This is a genomic window from Nioella sp. MMSF_3534 (assembly GCF_030732985.1).
Taxonomy (GTDB): Bacteria; Pseudomonadota; Alphaproteobacteria; order Rhodobacterales; family Rhodobacteraceae; genus Nioella.
In genome coordinates this window covers 23,848-48,234 of record NZ_JASHJX010000035.1, presented here as the reverse complement: position 1 = coordinate 48,234, position 24,387 = coordinate 23,848, and the positions used below count along the sequence as shown (strand labels likewise).

Here is a 24,387-nt window from a genome sequence, read left to right as displayed (position 1 = left end):
GGGTTCATCCCCGCCATCCCGTTATGCGTATTTGGACTGGATCTCTTCCGAGATGTTCTGCGGAACCGGCTCGTAGTGGTCGAACTGCATCGTGAAGTTCGCACGGCCCGAGGACATCGAGCGCAGCGTGTTGATGTAGCCGAACATGTTGGCCAGCGGCACAAAGGCGTCGATCGCGATGGCGTTGCCACGGGTATCCTGCCCCTGAACCTGACCGCGACGGGACGTGAGGTCGCCGATGATGCCACCGGTGTAGTCCTCGGGCGTCACGACCTCGACCTTCATGATCGGTTCCAGGAGCTTTGCCCCGGCTTTCTTCATGCCCTCACGCATGCCCATGCGAGCTGCGATTTCGAAGGCCAGAACGCTGGAGTCAACGTCGTGGAACTTACCGTCGACCAGGGCCACCTTGAAGTCGATCACGGGGAAGCCAGCCAGCGGGCCGCTATCCATGACGGACTTGATGCCTTTTTCAACACCGGGGATGTATTCCTTCGGCACGGCACCACCAACGATGCGGGATTCGAAGGAATAGCCTTCGCCCGGCTCGGTCGGCGAGATGATCAGCTTCACTTCGGCGAACTGACCAGACCCACCCGACTGTTTCTTGTGGGTGTAGGTATGCTCGACCTCGTGGCCGATGGTTTCGCGGTAGGCCACCTGCGGCGCACCGATATTGGCTTCCACCTTGAATTCCCGCTTCAGGCGGTCGACGAGGATGTCGAGGTGAAGTTCGCCCATGCCCTTCATGATGGTCTGACCGGACTCGAGGTCGGTTTCGACGCGGAAGGACGGGTCTTCGGCGGCCAGACGGGCCAGACCCTGGGACATCTTCTCCTGGTCGGCCTTGGTTTTCGGCTCGACCGCGATCTCGATCACCGGATCGGGGAAGGTCATGGTTTCCAGAACCACCGGATCGTTGACGGCGCAGAGCGTGTCACCGGTCGTGGTGTCCTTAAGGCCTGCCAGTGCGATAATGTCGCCTGCGAACGCTTCCGTGATTTCCTCACGGTTGTTCGAGTGCATCATCATCATCCGGCCAACGCGTTCCTTCTTGCCCTTGGTGGAGTTCAGAAGGGTATCGCCCTTGTTGAGCACACCGGAGTAGATGCGGGTGAAGGTCAGCGAACCGACGAACGGGTCGTTCATGATCTTGAACGCCAGGGCCGAGAAGGCCATGTCGTCATCGGCACGACGCGGGATGTTCCGGGTTTCGGTTTCGTCGCCGGGCTTGAAGCCCATGTAGTCGACCACGTCCAGCGGGCTGGGAAGATAGTCCACCACGGCGTTGAGCAGGGGCTGCACGCCCTTGTTCTTGAACGCCGAGCCGCACAGCACGGGAATGAACGACATCGACAGGGTGCCCTGACGGATCAGCTTGCGCAGCGTCGGAACGTCAGGCTCGTTGCCTTCCAGATATTCCATCATCGCTTCGTCGTCCATTTCGACGGCGTTTTCGATGAGCTTGCCACGCCATTCTTCGGCGGTGTCCTTGAGCGAGTCACGGATGTCGCGCTGTTCCCAGGACGCGCCCAGGTCTTCGCCGGCCCAGACCCATTCTTTCATGGTCACGAGGTCGACGATGCCTTCCAGCTCGTTCTCGGCGCCGATCGGGATCTGGATCGGGGCCGGGGTCGCGCCGGTGCGGTCTTCGATCATGCGCACGCAGTTGAAGAAATCTGCGCCGATCTTGTCCATCTTGTTGACGAACACGATGCGCGGAACCTTGTAGCGGTCAGCCTGACGCCAAACGGTTTCGGTCTGGGGTTCAACACCTGCGTTGGCGTCCAGAACGGCAACGGCACCGTCGAGAACCGCCAGCGAACGTTCCACTTCGATGGTGAAGTCAACGTGGCCGGGAGTGTCGATGATGTTCATCCGGTGCTTGGGCGTGTCGGCATTGGTGCCATCTTCGGTGCGTTCCCAGAAGGTGGTGGTCGCAGCCGAGGTGATGGTGATGCCGCGTTCCTGCTCCTGCTCCATCCAGTCCATGGTGGCTGCACCATCGTGCACCTCACCGATGTTGTGGGATTTGCCGGTGTAGTAGAGGATACGCTCGGAACAGGTGGTCTTGCCCGCATCAATGTGGGCCATGATCCCGAAGTTCCGGTAACGGTCGAGCGGATAGTCGCGAGCCATTGGTTTCGGTCCTTTGGCGAAAAAGAGAAAACCGCCGGGGGATCATTCCCCCGACGCGATTGCTTACCAGCGGTAGTGCGAGAACGCCTTGTTGGCGTCTGCCATCTTGTGGGTGTCTTCCCGCTTTTTGACGGCGGTACCGCGTCCATTGACGGCATCGACAAGCTCGCCTGCCAGGCGCTCTTCCATGGTGTTTTCGTTCCGCTTGCGCGATGCGGCGATCAGCCAGCGAATGGCGAGCGCTTCGCGACGTTCGGGACGCACTTCGACGGGAACCTGGTAGGTGGCACCACCGACGCGGCGGGAACGAACCTCGACAGCCGGTTTGATGTTGTCGAGAGCTTCGTGGAAGACTTCGACGGGGGCGCGCTTGAGCTTGCTCTCGACCCGGTCAAAGGCATTGTAGACGATGCGTTCTGCGACCGACTTCTTGCCGTCGATCATCAGGTTGTTCATGAACTTGGTCAGCACCGTATCGCCGAATTTGGCGTCGGGCAGAACTTGGCGCTTCTCAGCAGCGTGGCGACGAGACATCTGTTGATCCTCTTACTTGGGGCGCTTGGCGCCGTATTTCGAACGACGCTGACGGCGGTCCTTGACACCCTGGGTGTCGAGCACGCCGCGGAGGATGTGGTAACGGACGCCGGGAAGGTCTTTTACACGACCGCCACGGATCAGGACGACAGAGTGTTCCTGAAGGTTGTGGCTTTCACCGGGGATGTAGCTGATCACCTCGTAGCCATTGGTCAGACGGACCTTGGCCACTTTCCGCATGGCCGAGTTCGGCTTCTTCGGGGTGGTGGTGTAGACGCGGGTGCAGACACCACGCTTCTGAGGGCAGGATTCCAAGTGCTGGGACTTGGAGCGCTTCACTTTGGGCTGCCGCGGTTTGCGGATCAGCTGTTGGATCGTCGGCATGGGGTCTCCCCGTTTCGCTCGTTCATGTCATCAGACGCAGTTGCTTGCACAAAAACGTCTATGGCCGCATGTGCCCCTTCCCTACCTGGAGGACACAGCGGTGGAATTCTCAGAGGATCGGGGCACAACAAACGGCCCGGATCATGACCACTCAAATCTGTATACCGGACCCACGCCGCGATGAACGCGAAGGGGTCAGGTGGCGCGCGGTATAGGGGGAATCGGATAGGGTGTCAACAGCCGCACAGGGCCGTGCAACGCATAGGTCAGAAGCCGCGCTGCAACGCGGCCCAACCTCGCCGGAAGGCCTCAATATCCACCTCAAAGCGCCGTTTGACAAGGTCCGGCAGATCTGCCGGATCAATCTCAGCCGGGTGGGTTCCGGTCAGGCTGATCGGGCTGTCATTCGTCGCATGTGCGCCACGCAGGAACATGACCTGATCCGTGAACGACACAAGCGGCATCCGCTGCCAGACCCGCTGATGGGGAAAGTCCATGACGCAGGCGTCATCGCCGGGGCGCAGATAGACGGTCAGCGCCGGGGCCCAACAATGGGCCAGCACCGGCGTCAGCGTGATATCAGGACCGGTCGCCGCCACCACAACGCCCTTTCCCTGATCCAGCGCCAATCGCCCCCTTGGCCGCCAGATATCCCTGAGCTGACCAAAGCTGCGGCGAATATTGGTGACGTAGTTCAACGCAACCGCGTCGTCGTCATCCAGCCGGAATTCCGCCACCGCCCGCGCCTTGGGGTCGCGTGCGGCTTGCAGGAGTTCTCGGTAGACCTGCCGGTGTGGCCCGGTCGGGCGATAGACAGGCCGGATCTGCGGCAGCGGATCGATCAGCGCATGCAGGCGGCTGTGCCATGGGTCCGGCAGATCATCGCCCATCAACAGCAACAGGGTAAAGTCCTGCCCGGTTTGCGCCCGGATGCCGGGCAACAGGATATGCTCGAACCAGAAAAGCCGGGTGTCCAACCGCTCCGGCGCATAGAGCGCGGCGCGGCGGTCTTCCATCGTCTCATGCCGGGTCTAGAACCCCTCCAATGCGGCGGGATAGGAAAAGCGGCACAGCCCCAGAACCTGCACCCCACCGTCAGCCATCCGCCGCCTCGCGCAGCTTGCGTTCGCGGTAGAGCGTGAAGATGCCCGTTGCCACCACGATCGCCGCGCCCAACAGGGTCAGCGGACGCGGCCAATCGCCAAAGACGAACCAGCCCAAAAGCAGCGCCCAGACCAATGCCGTATAGCGGAAGGGTGCCACGAAACCGATTTCTCCCACCCGCATCACCATGATCGAAAAGAGATAGCCGCCGATGATGAAGAAGGCTGCACCGGCGACCAGACCGGCTTGTCTCACGGTTACCGGCTCCCATCCCTGCCAAAGCATCAGAACCCCGCCGAACAGCCCGACCGATCCCGCCGTGATCACCGCCACGGCCAGCGACGGCACCCCGTCCGAAAACCGCCGCGTGACAAGATCCCGCGCGGTGACCAGCAGGACCGCCAGAACCGCAACGAGGGAGTAGACGTTGAACCCTTCGGCCCCCGGCTTGACGATCAGCAAGACGCCGGTGAAGCCCACGACAATGGCCGCCAGACGCTTCCATCCCACGGGCTCGCCCAGAAACAGCGCACCAGCGAGGGTGATGGTCAGGGGCAGCGCGGCGAGGATCGCCGTCACATTGGCCAGCGGCATGTTCACCAGTGCCACAAGGAAGGCCACCATCGAGGTGATCTCGGCCCCGGTGCGGCCTGCCACCCTGCCCCAATCCCCACGCGGGATGGCCAGGCTGCGCAGCCCGAGCGCATAGGCCAGTGCGCCGATGAACACCGTCGTCAGGATGCCGCGCAGAAACACGATCTGAAAGAGCGGCAGATCCTCCGCCACCAGCTTTATGCAGGCGTCGTTGAAGGTGAAGGCGGCCATGCTTCCCATCATTAGAAGCGCGCCTTTCAGGTTGGGAGAGAGGATCATTCCCCGTCATTATCCTTGTCGGAAGCAAACTGCCGCCACATCAGCGGCAGCACCTCCTCCGGGTCAAGCCCGAAACGGTCAGACAAGATCTTCTTGCCCTGCCATTTCGCCAGCGGCTCCGCCCCCGGCGGGATGGTCCGGCCAGAATCATTGTGCTGATGAAGCGTCCGCACGAACATCAGGTCGGTGGGGTCCGACCACATCCGCGCATGGGCCGCCACGCGCCGGTGATTCCAGCGAAACATGTTGGACCGGGCATCGGGCCTGGTTATCATGGCACTGGCCAGCCCGAGCGGACCGATTTCCCGGAAGTCATAAAAGGGCTGCTCCCGGTCATTGAGATCCCAGTAGATTCCCCGATGAAAGGCGATGACAGCCGGGTGATCCTCATCCGCCCAACCCAGCCTGATCAACTGGTCGGCCACGGCGCGGGTCCTCTCGATATAGTCCACCGCCACGGCGTCATCATCGTCAATCCGAAAACCCGTGATGTAATCGGCCCCCGGTTCGGTTCCACGCCGAAACGCGCGCCGGGTGGCGTTCAGCGGGCCATTGGGTTCGATGGCGCAAATTCGCAGGAATGGATAGCGCTCGGCCAGCCCCTTCAGGCGCTTGCGAAACCGCATGGGCATCGAGGTGCCGATCAGCACGACCAGCCGGAAACCCTGGTCGGTCTGGGCCGCAAGCGAGGGCAGGCAAAGCTTTTCGAAGAAGGCAAATCGGCGGGCCATACGGGCAGGATCGTAGAGCAGGTCCATAAGCGCGGCTTCGTCCAGCTTCGACGCCTCGAACCCGCCTGCGCCAAGATAGGAGAAGCGGCACACACCCACGATCTGATTGTCGAAACCCGTGGCCATGCACCCACCTTGTCACACAAAAACCGATGGGTCGAATGCTAGGCCAAAGCAGCGTTCGAGGGAATCCCTCAATCATGGGTCCGCGCGATGTACGCTCTCGACCCCGATGAACCGGGCCATGCGGGCCAGCTCTGCCTCCAGCTTCTCTTCCCGCGCGGGCCTCCATTTCACTCCCGGTTCCGGCCAAAGCTTCAGAACATCGAGGCGAGAGGCCTTGCGGTCTGCCTTCACCTCGATCCGGCCCACGAAACGCTCCCCTTCCAGGATCGGAAAGACGTAGTATCCCCAGATCCGCTTCGCGGCGGGCACGAACATTTCGACCCGGTAGTCGAATCCGAAAAGCCGCGACAGCCGGTTGCGGTCGCGGATCACCGGATCGAACGGGTTGAGGATACGCAGGCGGCTGGTAGCAGGGGACAGCCCGAAAAGCCGGCTCTCGATATCCGGCGGCGCAACGGCGCTGGCCCAACTGCCATCGGCACCCTGGACCGAGACGGGAACAAGCGGCGTCCGCTCCGCCCAGGCCCGTGCCTCGGGCAGCGTGACCGCATCCCAAAAACGTTTCACATCGCCCGCAGATCCGAAGCTCATCCGGTCGAGCGCGGCATCGCAAAGCCAGGTAATCTGATCACCTTCGCTCAGCTCCTTCTCGCGCAGATGCGCCGGGAACACCCGTTCTGCCAGATCATAGAACTTGGTGAAATTGACACGGTGGCAGGTGGCCAACTCGCCCGCATACCACATGTAATCCAGCGCAAGCTTGTGCGGCGGGCGGTGCCACATCTGCCGCTCGCCCTCGATCTTCGTGTCAAACGCATGGGTGGAGAGTGCCCCTTCCCGCGCGATCCGGTCCTTGATCTTCTGCCGACCCTCAGCATCGGGCAGCCCTTTCACCCAACCGGCCCGGTCGTAATAGGCGCGCATCCGGTCGAACTGCCGTCGCCACATGGGCAGGAACTCCATCGGCAGGACGCTGGCGTCATGGGTAAAATGCTCGAACACCGCGCGATCCCTGGCCAGCAGCCAGTCCAGCATCGGTTCGCGGTAGTTCTGGTTGCGGCTCCAGAGAATGTGGTGATGGGCGCGGGAGACGACCTGGATCGTATCCAACTGCACGAAACCAAGCGCGCGGACCATTGCCGCCAGATCCAGCGGGCCGGTCGGCGTTTCCCCCAGACCCTGGGAATGCAGCCAGAGCCGCCGCGCGTTGCGGTTGTCGATCTTCAGTTCGGCCACGGTGGCGCCTCAGGTGGTCAGGTTGGTCTTCACCCTAGGGGCGCTCTGGCCAAAGAAAAACCCCCACCGGCGGACCGGCGGGGGCTTTGATCTTGTCAAACCTCGAAGGGCTTATTCGTCCTCGGGGGCCGGAGCGGCGAAGACATCCGCCTCTGCCGGGGCCTCTTCGGGGGCGGCCAGCGCGGCGGCGGCTTCCGCCTCGGCACGGGCCTCTTCGATCACCACATTGTCACGCTCTTGCGCGATCTTGCGGACCTGCTGCGTGGCACCACCGGTACCCGCCGGGATCAGACGGCCGACGATGACGTTTTCCTTCAGGCCCACCAGCTTGTCGCGCTTGCCCTGAACCGAGGCTTCGGTCAGCACGCGGGTGGTTTCCTGGAAGGACGCCGCCGAGATGAAGGACCGGGTCTGCAGCGAGGCCTTGGTGATCCCCAGAAGGATCGGCTCGCCCTGTGCCGGACGGCCGCCCTTGGCGATCGCCTTCTCGTTGGCCTCGTCGAACTCTGCCTTGTCCACGTTTTCGCCTTTCAGCAGCGTGGTTTCGCCAGAGTCGAGGATCTCCCACTTCTGCAGCATCTGGCGAACGATCACCTCGATGTGCTTGTCGTTGATCTTCACACCCTGCAGGCGATAGACGTCCTGCACCTCGTCGATGAGGTAATCGGCCAGAGCCTCGATCCCCATGATCCGCAGAATGTCATGCGGTGCCGGGTTGCCATCCATGATGTAGTCGCCCTTCTGGACGAAATCGCCCTCGGCAACGGGGATGTGCTTGCCCTTGGGCACCATGTATTCCACGGGTTCCTGGGTGTCGTCGGCGGGCACGATCGAGATCCGGCGCTTGTTCTTGAAGTCGCGACCGAATTTCACGTAGCCGTCTTTTTCGGCGATGATGGCGTGATCCTTCGGACGACGTGCTTCGAAGAGTTCGGCCACACGCGGCAGACCACCGGTAATGTCCTTCGTCTTCGCGCCTTCACGCGGGATACGGGCCACAACCTCACCGGCAGCAACCTGCTGGCCGTCTTCGACCGACAGAATTGCGTCCACCGACATCGGATAGGTCACCGGGTTGCCCGCGTCGTTGCGGACCGGTTCGCCATCTGCGTCAGCGATCAGGATTTCCGGCTTCAGTTCGTTGCCCTTGGGCGCGGTGCGCCAATCCATCACGATCTTCTGGGTCATGCCGGTGGCATCGTCGGTCTCCTCGCGCACGGCAATGCCGCTGACGAGGTCGACGAATTTCACGGTACCCGCCTTCTCGGCGATGATCGGCAGGGTGTACGGATCCCATTCGAACATCCGCTGACCGCGTTCCACGGCTGCGCCTTCCTCGACATGGATCTTGGCACCGTAGCCCGGCTTGTAGCTGGCCCGTTCCGCGCCCTGATCATCGACGATGACCAGCTGCATGTTGCGGCCCATCACGATCTGCTCGCCTGCCGAGTTGGTCAGCAGGTTGGCGTTGCGGTACTCGATCTTGCCGGCCTGGCCCGCTTCCTGGAAGGACTGCTGGCCACCCTGGGCAACACCGCCGATGTGGAATGTCCGCATCGTCAGCTGCGTGCCGGGTTCACCGATGGACTGCGCCGCGATGATGCCCACGGCTTCGCCCGTGTTCACCCGCGTACCGCGGGCAAGGTCACGACCGTAGCAGGTGGCGCAGACGCCCTCTTCGGCCTCACAGGTCAGCGGGCTGCGGATGCGCATCGACTGGACACCCGCCGCTTCAACGGCGTCGGCCTTGCGTTCGTCGATCAGCTCTCCTTCCGCAACGATCACCTCATCGGTGCCGGGCACCAGCACATCTTCACCACAGGTGCGGCCAAGGATGCGCTCCGCCAGCGAGGACACAACCTCACCGTCGCGGGTGGCGGCCTCTGCGGTGATCGTGTTCGAGGTGCCGCAATCGACCATGCGGACGATGCAGTCCTGCGCCACGTCCACCAGACGGCGGGTCAGATACCCCGAGTTCGCCGTCTTCAGAGCGGTATCGGACAGACCCTTACGGGCGCCGTGGGTGGAGTTGAAGTACTCCAACACGGTCAGGCCTTCCTTGAAGTTCGAGATGATCGGCGTCTCGATGATCTCACCCGACGGCTTGGCCATCAGGCCGCGCATACCGCCAAGCTGCTTCATCTGGGTGACCGAGCCACGCGCCTTGGAGTGGGCCATCATGTAAACCGAATTCGGTTCCATTTCGGCGCCGGTCTCATCATGGCGAATGGCCGAGATCGTATCCATCATCGCCGCGGTGACCTGGTCGTTACACTTCGACCAGGCGTCGATGACCTTGTTGTACTTTTCGCCCTGGGTGATCAGGCCGTCCATGTACTGCTGTTCAAAGCCTTTGACCTGCTCGCGCACGTCGTCGACGATTTCCCACTTGGTGTCGGGGATCACCATGTCGTCCTTGCCGAACGAGATGCCCGCCTTGAACGCCTCGCGGAAGCCCATGCCCATGATCTGGTCGCAGAAGATGACCGACTCCTTCTGGCCGCAATAGCGGTAGACGGTGTCGATGACCTGCTGAACTTCACCCTTCTTGAGCAGGCGGTTCACCAGTTCGAACGGGGCCTTGGCGTTGAGCGGCAGCAGCGCGCCCAGTTTCAGACGGCCCGGTGTGGTCTCGTAGCGCTTGAGAACCTCGTTGCCTTCCTCGTCGATCTGCTTGATCCGCGCGGTGATCTTGGCGTGCAGGTGCAGTTCGCCGGAATCCAGCGCGTGTTGAACCTCGTCGATATCGGCGAAGATCATGCCTTCACCCGGCATCCCTTCCCTCTGAAGGGTCAGGTAGTAGAGACCAAGAACCATGTCCTGCGAGGGAACGATGATCGGCGCGCCGTTGGCGGGCGACAGAACGTTGTTCGTCGACATCATCAGAACGCGCGCTTCCAGCTGCGCCTCAAGGCTCAGCGGGACGTGCACGGCCATCTGGTCGCCGTCGAAGTCGGCGTTGAAGGCCGAACAGACCAGCGGGTGAAGCTGAATGGCCTTGCCTTCGATCAGCACGGGCTCGAACGCCTGGATGCCGAGACGGTGCAGCGTGGGCGCACGGTTCAGCAGCACGGGGTGTTCGCGGATCACCTCATCGAGGATGTCCCACACCTCGGGGCGCTCTTTTTCCACCAGCTTCTTCGCCTGTTTCACGGTGCTGGACAGGCCCTTGGCCTCCAGCCGCGAGTAGATGAAGGGCTTGAACAGTTCGAGCGCCATCTTCTTGGGCAAGCCACACTGGTGCAGCTTCAGTTCCGGCCCGGTCACGATGACCGAACGGCCCGAGAAGTCGACCCGCTTACCCAGAAGGTTCTGACGGAAACGACCCTGCTTGCCTTTCAGCATGTCGGACAGCGATTTCAGCGGGCGCTTGTTGGCCCCGGTGATGACACGACCACGACGACCGTTATCAAAGAGGGCATCGACCGATTCCTGCAGCATCCGCTTTTCGTTGCGGATGATGATATCGGGCGCGCGCAGTTCAATGAGGCGCTTCAGACGGTTGTTCCGGTTGATGACCCGCCGATACAGGTCGTTCAAGTCGGAGGTCGCGAAACGGCCACCATCCAGCGGCACCAGCGGGCGCAGTTCCGGCGGAATGACCGGGATCACGGTCAGGATCATCCATTCCGGGCGGTTGCCGGATTCCAGGAAGTTCTCGACGATCTTCAGCCGCTTGATGATCTTCTTGGGCTTCAGTTCACCGGTGGCTTCTTTCAGGTCCTCACGCAGCTGCGCAGCTTCGGCTTCGAGGTCGATATTCTGCAGCATCTCGCGGATCGCCTCGGCGCCGATATTGGCCTGGAACGCGTCCATGCCATAGGCGTCCTGCGCATCCATGAACTCTTCTTCGGTCATCAGCTGGCCGTAGGTCAGGTCGGTCAGACCCGGCTCGATCACCACGTAGTTTTCGAAGTAGAGAATGCGTTCCAGATCGCGCAGGGTCATGTCCAGCATCAGGCCGATGCGCGACGGCAGCGACTTGAGGAACCAGATATGCGCGACCGGCGCGGCCAGTTCGATATGGCCCATGCGTTCGCGGCGGACCTTTTGCAGCGTGACTTCCACACCGCATTTCTCGCAGACGACGCCGCGATACTTCATCCGCTTATACTTGCCGCAGAGACATTCGTAGTCCTTCACCGGCCCGAAGATGCGGGCACAGAACAGGCCGTCACGCTCGGGCTTGAAGGTCCGGTAGTTGATGGTCTCGGGCTTCTTGATCTCACCAAAGGACCACGAGAGGATCCGTTCCGGAGAGGCCAGAGAGACCTTGATTTCGTCGAACACCTTCTGGGGGGCCAGCGGGTTGAACGGGTTGTTGGTCAGTTCCTGGTTCATGTCTTAACCTTTCTCAGGCTGTGCGTTCGGGTTGAGAGGGGCGAAGGCGCTTCGAAGCGCCTTTCCAAGCGCCTTCGAAGGCGCTTTTTCCGTCACTCTTCTCCACCCTCCGCATCCAGGAGTTCCATGTTGAGGCCGAGGCCCCGTACTTCCTTGACGAGAACGTTGAACGACTCCGGCACGCCGGCTTCGAAATTGTCCTCACCCTTGACGATCGACTCGTAGACCTTGGTCCGGCCGGCCACGTCGTCCGACTTCACCGTCAGCATTTCCTGCAGGGTGTAGGCGGCACCATAGGCTTCCAGGGCCCAGACCTCCATTTCCCCGAAGCGCTGACCGCCGAACTGCGCCTTACCGCCGAGCGGCTGCTGCGTTACCAGCGAGTACGGCCCGGTAGACCGCGCGTGGATCTTGTCGTCCACCAGGTGGTGCAGCTTCAGCAGGTACTTCACGCCCACGGTCACCTTGCGGCTGAACTTCTCGCCGGTGCGCCCGTCAAAGAGGTCGGACTGGCCCGAGGTGTCGAACCCGGCACGCTCAAGCGCGTCGTTCACGTCTGCCTCTTTGGCACCGTCGAAAACCGGGGTCGCGATCGGAACGCCACGGGTGACGTTGCCGGCCATCTCGACCAGCTGATCCTCGCCCGCATCAGACATGATCTCGTCATAGACGTCGCCATAGGCGATCTTCATGGCGTCACGGACCGGGGTCATGTCACCGGTGCGGCGATAGTCCTGCAGCGCCTCGTCCACCTTCAGGCCCAGACCGCGTGCGGCCCAACCCATGTGGGTTTCAAGGATCTGACCGACGTTCATCCGGCTCGGAACGCCGAGCGGGTTCAGAACGAAATCAACCGGCGTGCCATCGGCGAGGAAGGGCATGTCTTCCATGGGAACAACCTTGGAGATAACCCCCTTGTTCCCGTGGCGACCGGCCATCTTGTCGCCCGGCTGAAGCTTGCGCTTCACGGCGATGAAGACCTTGACCATCTTCATCACGCCCGGCGGCAGGTCGTCACCACGACGCACCTTCTCGACCTTGTCCTCGAAACGGTGATCGAGTGCGCGTTTCTGCGCCTCGAACTGCTCGTGCAGGGCTTCGACCTGGGCTGCGTCCTGCTCATCCCCGAGGGCAAGCTGCCACCACTGGCCACGGCTGAGCGTATCCAGCAGATCGTCATTGATCTCGGAGTTCGCCTTGACGCCTTTCGGGCCCTTCACGGCCGTCTTGCCAATGATCATCGACTTCAGACGCGCGTAGATGTTGCGTTCGAGGATGACCAGCTCGTCGTCCCGGTCACGGGCCAGACGTTCCACTTCCTCACGCTCGATCTGCAGCGCCCGTTCGTCTTTCTCGACGCCATGACGGTTGAAGACACGAACCTCCACCACGGTGCCGAAGTCACCGGGCTTCACGCGCAACGAGGTGTCGCGCACATCCGACGCCTTCTCGCCGAAGATGGCGCGCAGAAGCTTTTCTTCCGGCGTCATCGGGCTTTCGCCCTTGGGCGTGATCTTGCCGACAAGGATATCGCCCGGTGCAACCTCGGCGCCGATATAAACGATGCCAGCCTCGTCGAGGTTGCGCAGCGCCTCTTCCCCGACGTTCGGGATATCGCGGGTGATCTCTTCCGGCCCCAGCTTGGTGTCACGGGCGGCGACTTCAAACTCCTCGATATGGATCGAGGTAAAGACGTCATCGCGCGCGATCCGTTCCGAGATCAGGATCGAGTCTTCGTAGTTGTAGCCGTTCCACGGCATGAAGGCGACGACGACGTTCTTGCCGAGCGCCAGTTCCCCCATATCGGTGGACGGGCCATCGGCGATGACCTCGCCCTTCGACACGCTGTCACCCACCTTCACCAGCGGACGCTGGTTGATGCAGGTGTTCTGGTTCGACCGCTGGAATTTGCGCAGACGGTAGATGTCGACGCCCGCATCGCCCAGTTCCAGATCCTCGGTAGCGCGCACCACGATCCGGGTGGCGTCCACCTGGTCGATCACGCCGCCACGCTTGGCCTGGATGGCCGCGCCGGAATCGATGGCCACCTTGCTTTCAATGCCGGTGCCCACGAAGGGCGCATCGGCCTGCAGAAGCGGCACTGCCTGACGCTGCATGTTCGAGCCCATCAGCGCGCGGTTGGCGTCGTCGTTTTCGAGGAACGGGATGAGCGAGGCCGCAACCGACACCAGCTGCTTGGGCGACACGTCGATCAGGTCCACGCTTTCGCGCGGCGCCATGGTGTATTCACCCGATTTGCGGGTGTTCACCAGGTCGTTGATGAACTTGCCGTCCTCATCCAGCGTCGCGTTGGCCTGGGCCACGGTGTGACGCATTTCCTCGGTCGCGGACATGTAGTTGACCTCGTCGGTCACCTGGCTGTCCACCACCTTGCGATAGGGGGTCTCGATGAAGCCGTATTTGTTCACGCGGGCATAGGTGGCCAGCGAGTTGATCAGGCCGATGTTCGGACCTTCCGGCGTTTCAATCGGGCACATCCGGCCATAGTGGGTCGGGTGCACGTCGCGCACCTCAAAGCCCGCACGTTCGCGGGTCAGACCGCCCGGCCCAAGCGCCGAAAGGCGCCGCTTGTGGGTCACTTCCGACAGCGGGTTGGTCTGGTCCATGAACTGCGACAGCTGTGAGGAGCCGAAGAATTCACGCACGGCAGCCGCGGCGGGCTTGGCGTTGATCAGGTCCTGCGGCATCACCGTGTCGATCTCGACCGAGGACATACGTTCCTTGATCGCGCGTTCCATGCGTAGAAGGCCGACGCGATACTGGTTTTCCATCAGCTCGCCAACGGACCGCACCCGGCGGTTGCCGAGGTGGTCGATATCGTCGATGTCGCCCAGACCGTCGCGCAGTTCCACCAGAGCCTTGACGCAGGCGATGATGTCTTCCTTGCGCAGGGTCCGCTGCGTGTCTTCCGCATCCAGCGCCAGACGCATGTTCATCTTGACCCGGCCAACGGCGGACAGGTCATAACGCTCGGAATCGAAGAACAGCTGGTCGAACAGGTTCGACGCGGCCTCGACGGTCGGCGGCTCACCCGGACGCATGACGCGGTAGATATCCATCAGCGCCGTGTCGCGGCCCATATTCTTGTCGGCGGCCATGGTGTTGCGGATGTAGGGACCGACATTGATGTTGTCGATGTCCAGAACCGGGATCTCGGTAAAGCCCGCGTCCAGCAGCTCTTTCAGGCTGCCGCCGGTCACTTCGCCGTCCTTGTCGACCTCCCAGGTCAGCTCATCCCCGGCTTCGACATAGATCGCGCCGGTTTCCTCGTTGATGATATCCTTGGCGACATAGCGGCCAACGATCTGCTCGAACGGCACCAGCAGTTCGGTGACATTGCTCTCTTCGATCAGCTTCTTGACCGCGCGCGGGGTCACTTTCTTGCCCGCTTCGGCAATCACTTCCCCGGTGGCGGCGTCCACGAGATCGTGGGTGGGACGGGTGCCGCGCACGCGCTCGGGGAAGAACTGGGTTGCCCAACCCTTGTTCTTCTCAAGCTTGAAGGTGACCGTGTTGTAATAGGCATCCATGATGCCTTCCTGGTCCAGGCCGAGCGCATAGAGCAGTGTGGTCACCGGCAGTTTGCGGCGACGGTCGATACGCGCATGGACGATATCCTTGGCGTCGAATTCGAAATCGAGCCAGGAGCCGCGATAGGGAATGATGCGGCAGGCAAAGAGCAGCTTGCCGCTGCTGTGTGTCTTGCCCTTGTCATGATCGAAGAACACGCCGGGAGACCGGTGCATCTGGGAAACGATGACCCGCTCGGTGCCGTTGACGATGAAGGTACCGTTTTGCGTCATCAGGGGCATGTCGCCCATGAACACATCCTGTTCCTTGATGTCCTTGACCGACTTGGCGCCGGTATCCTCGTCCACATCGAACACGATCAGGCGCAGCGTCACCTTCAGCGGCGCGCTGTAGGTCATGTCGCGCTGCTGGCATTCCTCGACGTCGTATTTCGGGCTTTCCAGCTCGTATTTGACGAATTCGAGAATCGCGGTTTCGTTGAAATCCTTGATCGGGAAGACCGACTGGAACACGCCCTTGATGCCTTCGCCATCGGCGGGCTGTTCCTGGTCGCCGGACTTGAGGAAGAGGTCGTAGGACGACTTCTGCACCTCGATCAGGTTCGGCATTTCCAGCACTTCGCGGATTTTGCCGTAAAATTTGCGGATTCGTTTCTGGCCTGCGTAGGTCTGAGCCATGCTCTCGGACACCTTTCGTTTCTTCGCGCTCGCACGGGCCGTCGGGGCACCGGCCATGCGTCGCACTGAAACCAGACGGGTTCGGATCAATTCATGCCTGCCGTCCCACCGGCGGGCTCCCGATCCTGTGAACCGCGTCTTGGGGAAGGTCCGTCACATGCGGGCCCTCGCCAAGACGAGGCTGGCTGGACCCGGGAAATCCCCGGATCCAGCCGCTTCTTTCAACGTCCCGACACAAAAGGCCGGGCGCAGATTACTTGAGCTCGACTTCGGCGCCAGCTGCTTCCAGCTTGGCTTTGATGTCTTCGGCTTCGGCTTTGGAGACCTGCTCCTTGACGGCTTTGCCGCCAGCTTCGACCAGCTCTTTTGCTTCTTTGAGGCCCAGGCCGGTGATGCCGCGGACTTCTTTGATGACGTTGATCTTCTTGTCGCCAGCGGACTTCAGGATCACGTCAAATTCGGTCTGCTCTTCAGCAGCAGCAGCTTCGCCGCCGCCAGCAGGACCGGCCATCATCACAGCGCCGCCAGCGGCGGGCTCGATGCCATACTCGTCCTTGAGGATGGTTTTCAGTTCTTGGGCTTCCAGCAGGGTCAGGTTGACGATGCTTTCAGCAAGTGCTTTCAGATCAGCCATTTTTCAGGTTCCGTATCTAGGTATGTGTTCCAACGTCGAGAGCATTGCGCCCCTACGACGGGTCTCAGGTTGCTTACGCGGCTTCGGCCTTCTCTTCGATGGTCGAAAGGATGCTCGCGATGTTCGAAGCAGGTGCGCCAATGGCCCCGGCGATGTTCGAAGCGGGTGCCCCGATGCAGCCAACGATGGAGGCGATAAGCTCCTCGCGGGACGGCATGTCGGAGACGGCTTTGACACCGGCGCGGTCCAGAACAGTGTCCCCCATTGCGCCGCCAAGAATGACGAACTTGTCATTCTTCTTGGCATACTCCTCGGCCACCTTGGCTGCTGCCACGGGGTCCTCGGAGAAGGAGAGCACGGTCATGCCCGTCATCAGGTCAGCAATGCCTGCGCACGGCTTCCCATCGAGGGCGATCTTGGCGAGCCTGTTCTTGGCGACACGAACGGACCCACCCGCTTCACGCATTTGCGCGCGCAGGTCCTGCATCTCGGCAACCGTGAGGCCCTCGTAGTGGGACACTACGACGACGCCAGAGCTTTCGAAGATCTGGCCGAGTTCCTCGACCACTTTCTCTTTCTGGGCTCTATCCACAGTTTCACTCCAATTTGGGGGTCTCCCCCCGGCTCAAGTTTGGCTGGGTTTCCCCAACCTCTTCGGGTCCAAGTCAGGGTCCCGAGCCGTCAGATCGCCCGAAGGAAACCTTCGGAAATTCCTAGTCTCGCTTCCCATCTCAGGAAGGAATTATCAGGCTTTCGCCCAACCCTCCGTCTCGGACAGGACGAGGCCACCTTGGCGGCCCCGCCATTCACACCGGCGAACCGGTGCAAAATTCGTAGGGTGGGCAGTTCTGCCCACCTCCGGATCAGTTGCCGGTCGCGCTGTCGACGGACACGGACACGCCCGGGCCCATGGTCGAGCTGAGCGACACGCGCTTCATGTAGGCGCCCTTGGCACCGGTCGGCTTGGCTTTCGACACCGCGTCCACGAAGGCACGGATGTTCTCGGCCAGCTGGTCGGCGTTGAACGACACCTTGCCCACACCGGCATGCACGACACCTGCCTTCTCGGCGCGGAACTGGACCTGGCCACCCTTGGCCGCTTTCACGGCTTCGGCAACATCCATGGTCACGGTCCCGACCTTCGGGTTCGGCATCAGGTTCCGGGGGCCGAGCACCTTACCCAGACGGCCGACGATCGGCATCATGTCCGGGGTGGCAATGCAGCGTTCGAACTCGATGGTGCCGCTCTGAACGGTTTCCATCAGATCCTCTGCGCCGACGATATCCGCGCCTGCGGCCAGGGCTTCTTCTGCCTTGGGGCCACGGGCGAAGACGGCGACGCGGACGGATTTTCCGGTGCCATTGGGCAGGGTGACCGTGCCGCGGACCATCTGGTCGGCGTGGCGCGGGTCGACGCCCAGGTTCATCGCGATCTCGACCGACTCGTCGAACTTGGCGTTGGCGTTGGCCTTGATCAGCGCAACGGCGTCCTCGACGGTGATATCTTCCTTGCCGGCGAAGGCTTCGCGGGCGGCGCGGGTACGTTTACCGAGCTTTGCCATGATTTACCCTTTCACCTCGATGCCCATCGAATTGGCCGAACCGACGATGATCTTCATCGCGGCTTCGACGTCATTCGCGCTGAGATCCTTCATCTTGGCTTCCGCGATCTCGCGGACCTGCTTGACGGTCACGGTTGCGATCGTTTCACGGCCGGGATTCTCGGCGCCGCGAGGACGGTTGCGCTTGCCGACGGGCTTCAGGCCGGCGGCCTTCTTGAGGTAATAAGACGCCGGGGGCGTCTTGATCTCCATCGTGAAGGACTTGTCCTGGTAGTAGCTGATCACGGTCGGGCAGGGCGAACCCGGCTCCATTTCCTGCGTCTTGGCGTTAAACGCCTTGCAGAATTCCATGATGTTGATGCCGCGCTGACCGAGGGCCGGACCCACGGGCGGAGACGGGTTGGCTTGCCCCGCCTTGATCTGCAGCTTCATCTTGCCGATCAGTTTCTTGGCCATTTGGCCTCTCCTTCCATCATCGGCGGGGATCATCCCGCCCTATGAAGACGCAACGCGTTGCGCCCTCGGTGGTTAGCGTGGTGCGGTCCGGACACGCGTGCCCTCGCCTCCCACGAATGATCACGTCAGGCCTGCTTGGTGACCTGCGTGAATTCCAGTTCGACCGGGGTTTCCCGGCCAAAGATCGACACCGTCACCTTCAGGCGCTGATTGGCGTCGTCCACTTCTTCGACCATGCCATCGAAATCCTCGAACGGGCCTTCGTTGACCTTGACCTTCTCACCGATCTCGTAGGTGATGGTCGAGCGCGGCTGCGCCTCGCCCTCTTCGACCCGGTTCAGGATCGCATTCACCTCGGCGTCGCGCATCGGCATCGGGCGGCCTTGCGGGCCCAGGAAGCCGGTGACGCGCGGGATCGAGTTGATGGCGTGATAGGCGCGGTCGGTCATCTCCATGCGCACCAGCACATAGCCGGGCATGAAGCGGCGCGGTACGGTGACTTTCTTGCCGCGGCGCACCTCGATCACGTCCTCTTCGGGCACCAGAACTTCCTCGATCTCGTCCTGGAGGCCGCCTTCTTCCACGGCAGTTCTGATCTGCTCGGCAATGCGCTTTTCGAAATTCGAAAGCACCGAGACCGAATACCACCGCTTCGCCATACCTGCCCGTTCCTCAAGCCCGGGGTCGCAGACCCCAAAATTTCCAAGTGTTCCCAATGCTTTACCCAAATCGGGCCGAACAAAAAACAGCGTGCATCACGAATCGACGCACGCCATTTCCGGGAAAGTGAGCCGTGACCTACCCCCCAAGTGACGGAAAATCAAGGGGTTCGGTCCGGGTTTCTTCTGGTCAGCCAGCCATCGTCAGGATCAGTTCCAGACCCCACCGGATCAGGATGTCCACGAAGGAAAAGAAAATCGCACCGACAATGGCCAGAGCAAAGACCATCAGAGTGGTCACTAGCACCTCGCGCCGCGTCGGCCAAACGACCTTGGAGACCTCCGAACGGGTCTGTTGCAGGAACTGAAGCGGGTTGGTGGCCATGGAATCTTCATCCGGATGAGTGCGTCTGACCGGGGGTATATACGCAAGGGGGACCGGCGGCGCAAGGCGGGCAAGCGGGGCAAAATGGCCTGTCGCCATGCGTGCACCCCCCGTGCACCCCCTGTACACCCCCCGTGCATATGAAAAGCCGGTTTCGCCGACTTCGTCGTCGACCCGGGAGCGGCCCTCCTCAACCCCCGGCTGACGCCGGAGGCCTCGTCGGTCCGCGTTGCCACGGAGGCGTGGTGAGGGTGGAGCGCGATGGATGCGGGCGGTCCAGTGGCGCGGGAGGGATGCCTCCGGCGGAGGTATTTGGGGCCAAGATGAAAGGGGGCGTTCGGTGCCTGACCAGAGAGATACGAGTCATCCCAGGCGCCATCCGGTCACGCCACGTCCCGCGCGATCTGGAAGAGGGCGTCGCCCCGGTCCACCCGTCCGAGCGCGCGCATGGCGAGAATCATTCCATCATAGTCCGAGACGATCCCGGTCGGGGCGCGCTTTGGGTCGTCGGGGTGGTGAATCGTGGCAAGGACTGTCCCGACACCAACCTCGGCGCCGATTTCCAGCAGGGGTTCGAACACGCCCCGTTCATAGGCATGGACCAGGCCCTGAATATGCAGCTCTCACGTGCCGCGCGGCGCGTCCGGTTCATATCCCGGCAGCATCCCGACCGCGTGCAGAGCACGTTTCAGCCCGCGCTCGGCCAGCGCCAGGATCTCGGGCGTGACCGCGCCGCCGCCGCCGAGTTCCGCGTTCACGGTCACGACCCCCTTGCGCGCGGCTGCCCCCATCGTGGTACGCGCCGTGCTGTTCGGGCCGCCACCGCCGGTGAAGACCCAGGCGTAAGGCAGATCGAAGGCGGTCTGGAGTTTGCGCAGAGTCGCGGATTCTTCCTCGGTCCAGCCGGGACAGCGCATGAAGGTCGGCGGATAGAAGAGAGACGCGCCGCCCGAATGCAGGTCGATGGCATAATCGGCCAGCGGCATCAGCACCTCTTCGACATAATGCGCGATCAACTGGGTCGGCGTGCCGCGCGGATCGGCGGGGAAGGCGCGGTTGAGGTTGCCCTCGTCCACCGGGGAACAGCGCAGGCCCGCATCGGCGGCGGGGAAGTTCAGCATCGGCAGGCAGATGATGCGGCCGGTGATCTGGTCCGGCCGCAGGGTCTTGGCCAGCCGGTCGATGGCGACCTGGCCTTCATATTCGTCGCCATGGGTGCCGCCCATCAGCACCATGGTCGGACCCTCGCCGTTTTTCAGCACCGTGACCGGGACCGGAATGAAGCCGTAGGCGCTGCGGGTGACGGAATGGGGCACGCGGAGATAGCCGGTCTGGCGGCCCTCGGCCTCGTAATCCACCTCGGACGTGATCAGCGTTTCGGTCATGGGGCACCTCCTTGGGTCAGCCCCAGTCCATCACAACCTTTCCGGCCTGACCAGAGAGCATCGCGGCGAAGCCCTGTTCGAAATCGTCGATGCCGATCCGGTGTGTGATCAGCCCCGTGAGGTCCAGCCCCGACTGCACCAGCGCGATCATCTTGTACCAGGTTTCATACATCTCGCGCCCGTAGATGCCCTTCACGGTCAGCATCTTGAAGATGATCTCGTTCCAGTCGACGGCGAACTCCGTTGGGGCGATGCCCAGAAGGGCGATCTTGCCGCCATTGTTCATGCGGTGGATCATCTGGCGCATGGCCGCCGCGGCGCCGGACATTTCAAGGCCCACGTCGAAGCCCTCGGTCATGCCGATCTGGCCCATCACCTCGCGCAGGGTGGTGGAGGAGGTATCGACAACATGCTGCACGCCCAGATGCCGGGCAAGGTCGAGCCGGTAGGGCGCGATATCGGTCAGCACCACCTTTCGCGCGCCCGCCTTTTGCGCCACGAGCGCGCCCATGATGCCGATGGGGCCCGCGCCGGTGACCAGCACGTCCTCGCCCACCAGATCGAAGCTGAGCGCCGTGTGAATCGCGTTGCCGAAGGGATCGAAGATCGCCGCGATTTCGTCGGGGATGTCGTCGGGGATGGGCACCACGTTCGATTCGGGGATGCAGAGATACTCGGCAAAGCTGCCGGGGCGGTGGACGCCCACGCCCTTGGTGTTGCGGCACAGGTGCCCCCGGCCCGCGCGGCAGTTGCGGCAGGTGCCGCAGGTGATGTGCCCCTCGCCCGAGACACGCTGGCCGATTTTGTATTTCGTGGCCGCCGCGCCCATATCGACGATCTCGCCACAGAATTCATGGCCCACGACCATGGGAACGGGCACGGTCTTGGCGCTGAACTCATCCCATTTCCAGATATGCACGTCGGTGCCGCAGATGGCCGATTTCTTCACCTTGATCAGCACGTCTTGCGGCCCCGGTTCGGGGACGGGCACGCGTTCCATCCAGAGGCCGGGTTCGGGCCTGGCTTTGACGAGGGCTTTCATGTCGTTGCGCATGTCAGATCACCCCCATGTCGCGGCCAACGGCGATGAAGGCGTCGATGGCGGTGTCGAGTTCCGCGCGGCTATGGGCGGCGCTCATTTGCGTGCGGATGCGATCCTGGCCCTTGGGCACCACGGGGAAGCTGAAGGGGGCGACGTAGACGCCCTTGGCATCGAGCCGCGCCGCCATGTCCTGCGCCAGTTTCGGGTCGCGCAGCATGACGGGGATGATCGGGTGTTCGCCGGGCAGAAGGTCGAAGCCCGCCGCCCCCATCCGCGCGCGGAAATGGGCGGCGTTTTCCATCAGCCGGTCGCGACGGTCCGTGGACGCCTCCAGCATGTCGAGCACCTTGAGTGAGGTGGCGGCGATGACCGGCGCGAGCGTGTTCGAGAAGAGATAGGGGCGGGAGCGTTGGCGCAGCCATTCCACCACCTCTTTCCGCCCACTGGTATAGCCGCCGGAGGCCCCGCCAAGCGCCTTGCCGAGCGTACCGGTCAGGATGTCGACCCGATCCGCAACGCCGCAATGTTCCGGTGTCCCGCGCCCGCCTGCGCCCATGAATCCAACCGCGTGGCTGTCATCGACCATGACCATCGCGCCATACTTGTCGGCCAGATCGCAAATCTCGGGCAGCTTCGCGATGTATCCATCCATGGAAAAGACGCCATCGGTCGCGATCATCTTGAACCGTGCGCCGTCTGCGGCCTGCAACTGCGCCTCCAAATCGGCCATGTCGGAATTGGCGTAGCGCAGGCGCTTGGCCTTGCACAGGCGCACCCCGTCGATGATCGAGGCGTGGTTGAGCGCATCCGAGATGATCGCGTCCTCGGGGCCAAGCAGCGTTTCAAAGAGCCCCGCATTGGCATCGAAGCAGGAGGAATAGAGGATCGTATCCTCATGCCCCAGAAAGCGCGAGAGGCGCGCTTCCAGCTCCTTGTGTTCCTCCTGCGTGCCGCAGATGAAGCGCACGGACGACATGCCGTAGCCGTAGCGGTCGAGCGCATCGCGCCCCGCCGCCACCAGATCGGGGTGATCGGACAGGCCGAGGTAATTGTTGGCGCAGAGGTTGATCACCTCGCGGCCTGTAGAGAGGCCGACCGTGCCCGCCTGCGGTGTGGTGATGACTCGTTCGGATTTGAAAAGCCCGGCCTCGCGCAGGCCGTCCAACTCTTGCGAAAGATGGTCGATGAAAGCCTTGGTCATGCGCTGTTCCCTTTGCCATGTTGCGGCGACTGTCCTGCGGATGCACAGGGCTTGTCACGCCCTGCCCGCGTCATGCAACGGCCTGTGTGCGACGATCAGCCGGTTTGGCGCAGGCGGGCCAGCAATTCGTCGGTGGCAACGCCGGTTTCCGGCAATCCTTGCGCGCGCTCATAGGCGCGGATCGCGGCGCGGCTGGCGGGGCCGATCACCCCGTCGCTGCCGCCTGTGTCAAAGCCTTGGGCGGTCAGCCGCTCCTGCAGTTCGATCCGGCCCGCACGGGTCAGGCCGTTTTCGTCGGGCGGGTAGTTGCCGCGAATGGGCGGGCCGCCAACCAGCCGGTCGGACAGGTGACCGATGCCGATGACGTAGTTATTGGCCGGGTTATAGCGCCGGATCGCGGTGAAGTTGCGGAAGATCATCAGCGCAGGGCCTTCGATGCCCATCTGCAAAAGGATCGCCGCCTCGCCATGGTCGGGCACCCGGTTCCCATCCATGTCGCGCACCCCCATGTTCATCCAGGAGGCGACGGAGCGGGTGCGAGTCCGCCCGGCGAGGCTCTCGTCGAACCCCTCTGGCAGTTGCACCTCGACGGCCCAAGGCTGGCCGCGCCGCCAGCCATGCCGGGCCAGATAATTGGCGGTGGTCGCCAGCGCATCGGTCGGATCATCGTCCCAGCACCCGCGCCGACCGTCGCCGTCGAAATCGACGCCGTAATCCTCCAGCACTTCCGGCATGATCTGGGTGTGTCCCATGGCCCCCGCCCAGGAGCCGCGCATCTGCGCCACGGTGCTGTCACCCCGGTCAAGCGCCCTGAGCGCCGACATCAGCTGGCTGCCAAAGAACCGCCCGCGCCGCCCGTCGAAGGTCAGCGTCGCCAAAGCCGCGATGACAGGCGCGTCACCCTCTCGCGTGCCGTAAAAGCTCTCCATCCCCCAGACCGCACACATGACGTGTTTCTCGACCCCGAAACGGTCTTCGATCGCCTGCAACACACGGTCATGCTGACGCAGCTTGGCGCGCCCCATGCTGATCCGCTCCTCCGAGGCGGCGATGGCGAGGTAATCCTCCATCGTGCGGTTGAACTCCGCCTGGTTGCGGTCGCGCTCGATCACCAGCGGCACATAGCCCACGCCGCGAAAGGCGCGGGTGACGGTGGCTTCGGAAATCCCGTTCTCCACCGCCCGTACACGGAACCCGGCCAACCATCGGTCAAAGTCAGCATTCGGCACGCTGCGCCATTCATCGCGGCTGACCAGCCCCGCGCCGCCGGTCACGCATCCGGTCAACAGCAGGGCAGGCAGTCCGAGGGAAACGGCGCGGCGGGAAATCTGGACAGGCATGAACGCGGCTCCAATCAACGGGTTCC

At 62.6% G+C, this 24,387-nt stretch carries 20 protein-coding genes; all 20 read right to left on the bottom strand.

What is annotated here, in order from left to right:
* Window positions 1-21 precede the first annotated feature (21 nt).
* Window positions 22-2,139: an elongation factor G gene (fusA, locus tag RBB16_RS14720; protein ID WP_306046880.1), complete on the bottom strand. Its 2,118-nt coding sequence runs from the start codon at window positions 2,137-2,139 to the stop codon at window positions 22-24.
* Between the two features lie 63 nt (window positions 2,140-2,202).
* Window positions 2,203-2,673: a 30S ribosomal protein S7 gene (gene rpsG / locus RBB16_RS14715; protein ID WP_071691208.1), complete on the bottom strand. Its 471-nt coding sequence runs from the start codon at window positions 2,671-2,673 to the stop codon at window positions 2,203-2,205.
* A gap of 12 nt (window positions 2,674-2,685) precedes the next feature.
* A complete protein-coding gene (gene rpsL / locus RBB16_RS14710) occupies window positions 2,686-3,057 on the bottom strand; it encodes a 30S ribosomal protein S12 (RefSeq protein WP_071673925.1) in 372 nt (123 codons plus the stop codon).
* A gap of 266 nt (window positions 3,058-3,323) precedes the next feature.
* Window positions 3,324-4,073, bottom strand: coding sequence for a glycosyltransferase (locus RBB16_RS14705; RefSeq protein ID WP_306046879.1), 750 nt, complete (start codon window positions 4,071-4,073; stop codon window positions 3,324-3,326).
* Window positions 4,074-4,152: 79 nt separating this feature from the next.
* Window positions 4,153-5,034 carry a DMT family transporter gene (locus RBB16_RS14700; protein WP_306046878.1) on the bottom strand — a complete coding sequence of 294 codons (882 nt, stop codon included), beginning with the start codon at window positions 5,032-5,034 and terminating at the stop codon, window positions 4,153-4,155.
* Window positions 5,031-5,891: a glycosyltransferase gene (locus RBB16_RS14695; RefSeq protein WP_306046877.1), complete on the bottom strand. Its 861-nt coding sequence runs from the start codon at window positions 5,889-5,891 to the stop codon at window positions 5,031-5,033. The genes RBB16_RS14700 and RBB16_RS14695 overlap by 4 nt, the downstream gene beginning before the upstream one ends.
* A gap of 72 nt (window positions 5,892-5,963) precedes the next feature.
* Window positions 5,964-7,127, bottom strand: a complete 1,164-nt coding sequence (locus tag RBB16_RS14690; protein WP_306046876.1) for a winged helix-turn-helix domain-containing protein — start codon at window positions 7,125-7,127, stop codon at window positions 5,964-5,966.
* A gap of 111 nt (window positions 7,128-7,238) precedes the next feature.
* Window positions 7,239-11,468, bottom strand: a complete 4,230-nt coding sequence (gene rpoC, locus RBB16_RS14685) for a DNA-directed RNA polymerase subunit beta' (protein WP_306046875.1) — start codon at window positions 11,466-11,468, stop codon at window positions 7,239-7,241.
* Window positions 11,469-11,560: 92 nt separating this feature from the next.
* Window positions 11,561-15,697, bottom strand: coding sequence for a DNA-directed RNA polymerase subunit beta (rpoB, locus tag RBB16_RS14680; RefSeq protein WP_306046874.1), 4,137 nt, complete (start codon window positions 15,695-15,697; stop codon window positions 11,561-11,563).
* Between the two features lie 253 nt (window positions 15,698-15,950).
* Window positions 15,951-16,331 (bottom strand): 50S ribosomal protein L7/L12, encoded by a 381-nt coding sequence (gene rplL, locus RBB16_RS14675; RefSeq protein ID WP_071691215.1) that lies wholly within the window; start codon window positions 16,329-16,331, stop codon window positions 15,951-15,953.
* A gap of 73 nt (window positions 16,332-16,404) precedes the next feature.
* Window positions 16,405-16,923 carry a 50S ribosomal protein L10 gene (gene rplJ, locus RBB16_RS14670; protein ID WP_071691216.1) on the bottom strand — a complete coding sequence of 173 codons (519 nt, stop codon included), beginning with the start codon at window positions 16,921-16,923 and terminating at the stop codon, window positions 16,405-16,407.
* 271 nt (window positions 16,924-17,194) lie between these two features.
* Complete coding sequence (gene rplA / locus RBB16_RS14665; RefSeq protein ID WP_306046873.1) at window positions 17,195-17,893, bottom strand: 50S ribosomal protein L1; 699 nt, start codon at window positions 17,891-17,893, stop codon at window positions 17,195-17,197.
* A gap of 3 nt (window positions 17,894-17,896) precedes the next feature.
* Window positions 17,897-18,349 carry a 50S ribosomal protein L11 gene (gene rplK / locus RBB16_RS14660; protein ID WP_071691218.1) on the bottom strand — a complete coding sequence of 151 codons (453 nt, stop codon included), beginning with the start codon at window positions 18,347-18,349 and terminating at the stop codon, window positions 17,897-17,899.
* Window positions 18,350-18,474: 125 nt separating this feature from the next.
* Window positions 18,475-19,008: a transcription termination/antitermination protein NusG gene (gene nusG, locus RBB16_RS14655; RefSeq protein WP_071691219.1), complete on the bottom strand. Its 534-nt coding sequence runs from the start codon at window positions 19,006-19,008 to the stop codon at window positions 18,475-18,477.
* Between the two features lie 190 nt (window positions 19,009-19,198).
* Window positions 19,199-19,393: a preprotein translocase subunit SecE gene (gene secE / locus RBB16_RS14650; RefSeq protein WP_071691220.1), complete on the bottom strand. Its 195-nt coding sequence runs from the start codon at window positions 19,391-19,393 to the stop codon at window positions 19,199-19,201.
* 383 nt (window positions 19,394-19,776) lie between these two features.
* On the bottom strand, window positions 19,777-19,974 hold the full coding sequence (locus RBB16_RS14645) for a hypothetical protein (RefSeq protein ID WP_306046872.1): 198 nt from the start codon (window positions 19,972-19,974) through the stop codon (window positions 19,777-19,779).
* A gap of 42 nt (window positions 19,975-20,016) precedes the next feature.
* Window positions 20,017-20,778, bottom strand: a complete 762-nt coding sequence (locus RBB16_RS14640) for a succinylglutamate desuccinylase/aspartoacylase family protein (RefSeq protein WP_306046871.1) — start codon at window positions 20,776-20,778, stop codon at window positions 20,017-20,019.
* Between the two features lie 16 nt (window positions 20,779-20,794).
* On the bottom strand, window positions 20,795-21,820 hold the full coding sequence (gene tdh, locus RBB16_RS14635; RefSeq protein ID WP_371931251.1) for an L-threonine 3-dehydrogenase: 1,026 nt from the start codon (window positions 21,818-21,820) through the stop codon (window positions 20,795-20,797).
* 13 nt (window positions 21,821-21,833) lie between these two features.
* Entirely contained in the window at window positions 21,834-23,021 is a 1,188-nt protein-coding gene (locus RBB16_RS14630) for a glycine C-acetyltransferase (RefSeq protein WP_306046869.1), read from the bottom strand.
* A 95-nt stretch (window positions 23,022-23,116) separates the two neighbouring features.
* A complete protein-coding gene (locus RBB16_RS14625; RefSeq protein ID WP_306046868.1) occupies window positions 23,117-24,361 on the bottom strand; it encodes a lytic murein transglycosylase in 1,245 nt (414 codons plus the stop codon).
* Window positions 24,362-24,387: the final 26 nt, after the last annotated feature.